This is a genomic window from Nocardioides sp., from assembly GCF_050699375.1.
Taxonomy (GTDB): Bacteria; Actinomycetota; Actinomycetes; order Propionibacteriales; family Nocardioidaceae; genus Nocardioides.
Window position 1 is genome coordinate 1 of record NZ_JBOHDN010000281.1, and the last position, 4,805, is coordinate 4,805.

Consider the following 4,805-nt stretch of genomic DNA (forward strand, 5'->3'; position numbering starts at 1 on the left):
CGAACGGCCTCGTCGACCGGTTCGTCACGTCGTGGGCCGGACCCACCGCCGTCGTGAAGCGGATCCGGATCCGGCTCGGCGCGCCCAACTACCCGGGCGACACGATGACGCTCACCGGCTCGGTGTCCGCGATCGACGACGCCCGCGTGACGGTCGACGTGGTTGGCGCCAACCAGATCGGCGTGCACGTCTCCGGTCTAGTCGAGGTGCAGGTCTGATGGGTGGGTTCTCCGGGGCCACCGCGATCGTCGGCATCGGCGCCACCGAGTTCTCCAAGGAGTCCGGCCGCAGCGAGCTCCAGCTCGCCTGCGAGGCAGTGACGGCGGCGATCGCCGACGCCGGCCTCGAGCCCGGTGATGTCGACGGCATGGTCACCTTCACCGCTGAGACCAGCGCCGAGATCCATGTCGCCCGCAACGTCGGTATCGGAGACCTGTCGTTCTTCTCCCGCGTCCCGCACGGCGGTGGCGCGGCGTGCGGAACCGTGGCGCACGCGGCCGCCGCGATCCACGCCGGCCTCGCGGACGTCGTGGTCTGCTGGCGTGCTTTCAACGAGAGATCAGGGGAGCGCTACGGACTCGGCCAGGCGGACCGGCCGATGGACACGAACGCCGACCGTGCAGCGTACGCCTGGATGACACCTTTCGGGCTCTCCACCCCGGCGCAGTGGGTTGCGATGTTCGCGCGCCGCTACATGCACGAGTACGGCGCTACGACGGAAGACTTCGGGCGGATCTCGGTCATCGACCGGGCGCGGGCGGCGACCAACCCGAGCGCGCACTTCTTCGGTCGGCCGATCACCCTCGAGGAGCACCAGGCGTCGCGCTGGATCGCGGAGCCGCTCCACCTGCTCGACTGCTGTCAGGAGACCGACGGCGGCCAGGCGCTCGTGGTCGTCTCTGCCGAGCGTGCGAAGGACCTGGCGCACGCACCGGCTCTCGTCGTCGGTGCCGCGCAGGGCTCGGGCCGGGACCAGCACATGATGACCTCCTACTACCGGCCCGCTATCTCCGGCATCCCCGAGATGGGGCTCGTGGGCAATCAGCTCTGGGCGCAGTCGGGTCGTCGCCCGAGCGACATGCAGGCGGCCGTGCTCTACGACCACTTCACGCCGTTCGTCCTGCCCCAGCTGGAAGAGCTCGGCTTCTGCGGCCGCGGCGAGGCGGCAGACTTCATCCGTGACGGCTCCCTCGAGCTCCAGGGCTCCCTGCCGCTCAACACGCACGGCGGCCAGCTCGGCGAGGCCTACCTGCACGGCATGAACGGCATCGCCGAGGCGGTGCGACTGATCCGGGGAACCTCGGTCAACCAGCCCGGGGACGTCGACAACGTCGTGGTCACCGCGGGCACCGGCGTGCCCACCTCCGGTCTCGTCCTGGGGGTGGCGTGAACACCTGGCTCGGCCGAGATCTCGGCACCCGCACCGTGTCGTACGCCGAACGCGACCCGATCCTCTATGCGCTGGCGCTCGGCGTCGAGCCGTCGCGGCTGGACCTCGTCTTCGAGGAACAGCTGCGCGTGCTGCCGACCTTCGGGCTGACCCTGGCCCAGTGGGCGCCGGACGCCCTCGGCGCGGCAGGGGGTTTCGACACCTCCACGGCGGTCCACGGCGCGCAGGCGCTGACGGTGCTTGCGCCGCTGCCCCGTGCGGGCGAGGTCACGATGACGGCTCGCGTGAGCAATGTCTGGGACAAGGGCGCGGCCGCGGTCTTCGACATCGAGGTCACCTGCGACTACTTCGTGGCGACCTGGGCGATCTTCGCGCCCGGCAGCGGAGGTTTCGGCGGCGATCGAGGCCCCCGGACCAGCGACCGACCCGCGGGTGATCCCGACCTCGCCCTGGACGTGACGACCACGATGCATCAGCCCGCGCTCTATCGCCTGCTGGGCGACCGACACGCCATGCACGTCGACCCGGCTGCGGCGGCCGCGGCCGGTATGCCGCGGCCGTTCATGCACGGCCTCTGCACGATCGGGATGGCCGTGCTCGCCCTCGCCGACAGCCAGGGCGTCCACCCGGCGTCGTTGACGAAGCTGGCGGGTCGGTTCGCTGCCCCCGTCTTTCCGGGCGACACCCTGCACGTGCAGGGCTGGAACGCCAACGACCGGGTCTGCTTCGAGGCTGCGGCCGACGGTCGTCCGGTGATCACCTCTGGATACGTCGGCTTCGGTGGCTGAGCTCCTGACTGTCGCCGGCATCGCGGCACTGGTGTTCCTGCTCGCCGCAGTGGCACAGGCGGTGAGCGGCTTCGGGTCCGCGCTCGTGGCAGTCCCGCTGCTGGCGCTGGCGGTCGGGCCCACCACGGCGGTCGTGGCCGCCACCATGATGAGTCTCCTGCTCTCAGCGGGCGCCTGGCGTCACGAGCGTGCCCACGTCGACGTACGCCTCGCGCGCACGCTCACTCTTGCCGGCGTGCTCGGGATGCCGCTGGGTCTCGTTGTCCTCGCGAGGTTCGACGACCGATCCTTGACGGTCCTGATCGCCGCGGCGGTGCTCGTCACGGTGATCCTGCTGTGGCGGAACCTCCCCCTGCCCTCGGGAGGGAAGTCCCTGTGGTTCGCGGGCGCGACGAGCGGTCTCCTACTGACCTCGACCGGGATGAATGGTCCGCCGCTCGTGTTGTCGTTGCAGAGCGCCGGGCTGGCGGCGCGCCGCTTCCGCGCGACCCTCCAGGCGGTGTTCTGCAGCCAGGGCGTGGTTGCTGTGGCCACGTTCGCGGTGACCGGTCACCTGCACGCCACCACCTGGGTTGTCGTCATCGGGGGAGCGGTGGGCCTTCCCGCCGGCTGGGCGATCGGCGACCGGATCTTCCACCGGCTTTCTCCGGAGCGGTTCCGGGCGATCGTGCTTGCTGGGCTCGTCGTCACCGCGACGATCTCGCTCGGCAACGCCGTCTTATGAGCGCCCGTCACAGAGCCATGGTGCCGCGAGCCTGAGATGCCTCGTGGGTGATCACTGGCTCGGCGTTCACATCTCTCTTCGTAACTCGTTCTTCAACACTTTGCCGGAAACGTTGCGCGGCAGGTGATCGACGAAGACGACCTCGCGCGGCACCTTGAAGTTGGCCACGCGCTCGCGGAGGAAGCCGGCCACCTCCTCGACGCCCACAGCGGCCTCCGGCCGTCGCACGACGAAGACGCAGCCCACCTCACCCATCCGCTCGTCGGGAACGCCGAAGACGGCGGACTCGAGGACCCCGTCGAGCCGGGACAGTGCCTGCTCGACCTCGGCGGGGTACACGTTGAACCCGCCGGTGATGTACATGTCCTTGAGCCGGTCGGTGATGGACAGGTAATCGCGCTGATCCACTCGGCCCACGTCGCCGGTACGCAGCCACCCGTCGGGGTCGATCGCCTCGGTGGTGGCCTCGTCGTCGTCGAGGTAGCCCTGCATCACCATGTCGCCGCGGAACTGCACCTCGCCCTCGTCGCCCGGAGGGAGGACGGTGCCGGTCTCAGGGTCGACGATCCGAACCTCGATCCCGGGCACAGGAGGACCGCAGGTGCTGGCCACGAGCGCGTCGGGGTCGCCGGGGCGACACATCGTGGCGACCACGCACTCGGTCATGCCGAACGCTGTCAGCACGTGGTCGAACCCCAGCTCGGCCTGCATCCGCTCGACGAGCGCCACCGGAACCGACGCGGCGCCTGTGACGGCGAGCCGCAATGACGAACGGTCGATCGAGCCGAGACGCGGTGATCCGAACAGCGAGGAAAAGACCGTCGGAGCCCCAGGCAGCACCGTGATGCCCTCCTCGTCGATCAGCCTCAGCGTCTCGTCCACGTCGAAGGTGGCCTGCGGGTAGATGCAACAGCCAGTGAGCAGCGCGACCAGCAGCCCGGCCTTGTAGCCGAACGAGTGGAAGAACGGATTGATGACCAGGTAGCGGTCCTGCGCGGTCACCCCGCAGGTCTCACCCCAGATCCGCGCCGCGGCCACGGTCTGGCGATGTGCGGACAGCACGCCCTTCGACCGGCCGGTGGTGCCTGAGGTGAAGAGGATGTCGGCGATGTCGTCGGTCTTGACCTCGGCGGCCCGCCGGTCCGCCTCGTCGATCGAGTCCTCATCGGCCAGCGCGGCGAGGCCCTCGAAAGCCATGACGTCAGGCGACGACGCTCCGGCCCCGATCCGAACGACCGCGCGCAGGTCGGGCAGTCCGGCGATCGGCGAGGTCGCATCCGCGAAGACGGGACCGATCGGGTCCTCCTGCTCCTCGGATGCTCGAGCCATCTCTTCGACCTGAGAACGCCCGAGGAATCCGTCGGCCACCACTGCGACGGTTGCGCGGGTCCTGCGGAGCACATCCACGACCTCGTGACCCCGGTAGCGAGTGTTGAGCGGGACGAGTGTGGCCCCGGCGTAGCTGATCCCCAGGGCGGACAGCACCCACTCCAGACTGTTGGGCGCCCACACCGCCACGCGGTCACCGGGTGCGACGCCCAGCCGGACGTAGCCGGCGGCCGTGCGGCGTACCTCGTCTCGCAGCTCGGCCCACGACATCGAGCGTTTCCCGTCGACGACGGCCGTCCGGTCGCCGTACCGCTCGGCGGCCATGTGTACCGCCTGGGGCAGCGTCGTCGGTTGGGGGTCGGTCATGGCTGGCTCCACATTCGGTAGGCTCCCAAGCAAGTGCTTGGTAGCCTACCGTAGGTGGTGACTGCGACTAGGTTGCGGTCCATCGATGCGGGCCATGACCGGGGTGGCGAGGACGCCGTGGATCAAGACCGAGGCGACGACGGTGAAGGCGACCGTCGACCACAGCCAGTCCTGGGCCAACGCCGGATCCTTGCCGGCGGCGTACGCG

General features: G+C 69.8%; 4 protein-coding genes and 1 pseudogene. 4 read left to right on the plus strand and 1 reads right to left on the minus strand.

Annotation, left to right across the window (positions count from 1 at the left end):
- The 4 genes and pseudogenes from ACRDPS_RS20310 to ACRDPS_RS20325 form a co-directional block, all read left to right on the plus strand.
- Positions 1–218: pseudogene (locus ACRDPS_RS20310) on the plus strand (beta-hydroxyacyl-ACP dehydratase); the annotation flags it as partial.
- Positions 218–1,390, plus strand: coding sequence for a lipid-transfer protein (locus ACRDPS_RS20315; RefSeq protein ID WP_431503475.1), 1,173 nt, complete (start codon positions 218–220; stop codon positions 1,388–1,390). The pseudogene ACRDPS_RS20310 and the gene ACRDPS_RS20315, both read left to right, overlap by 1 nt.
- On the plus strand, positions 1,387–2,178 hold the full coding sequence (locus tag ACRDPS_RS20320) for a MaoC/PaaZ C-terminal domain-containing protein (protein ID WP_431503476.1): 792 nt from the start codon (positions 1,387–1,389) through the stop codon (positions 2,176–2,178). The genes ACRDPS_RS20315 and ACRDPS_RS20320 overlap by 4 nt, the downstream gene beginning before the upstream one ends.
- Positions 2,171–2,902: a sulfite exporter TauE/SafE family protein gene (locus ACRDPS_RS20325; RefSeq protein WP_431503477.1), complete on the plus strand. Its 732-nt coding sequence runs from the start codon at positions 2,171–2,173 to the stop codon at positions 2,900–2,902. Before ACRDPS_RS20320 ends, ACRDPS_RS20325 begins: the two co-directional genes overlap by 8 nt.
- Before the next feature lie 66 nt (positions 2,903–2,968).
- Here the strand turns inward: ACRDPS_RS20325 and ACRDPS_RS20330 are convergent, their stop codons facing one another.
- Positions 2,969–4,597, minus strand: a complete 1,629-nt coding sequence (locus ACRDPS_RS20330; protein ID WP_431503478.1) for a FadD3 family acyl-CoA ligase — start codon at positions 4,595–4,597, stop codon at positions 2,969–2,971.
- Positions 4,598–4,805: the final 208 nt, after the last annotated feature.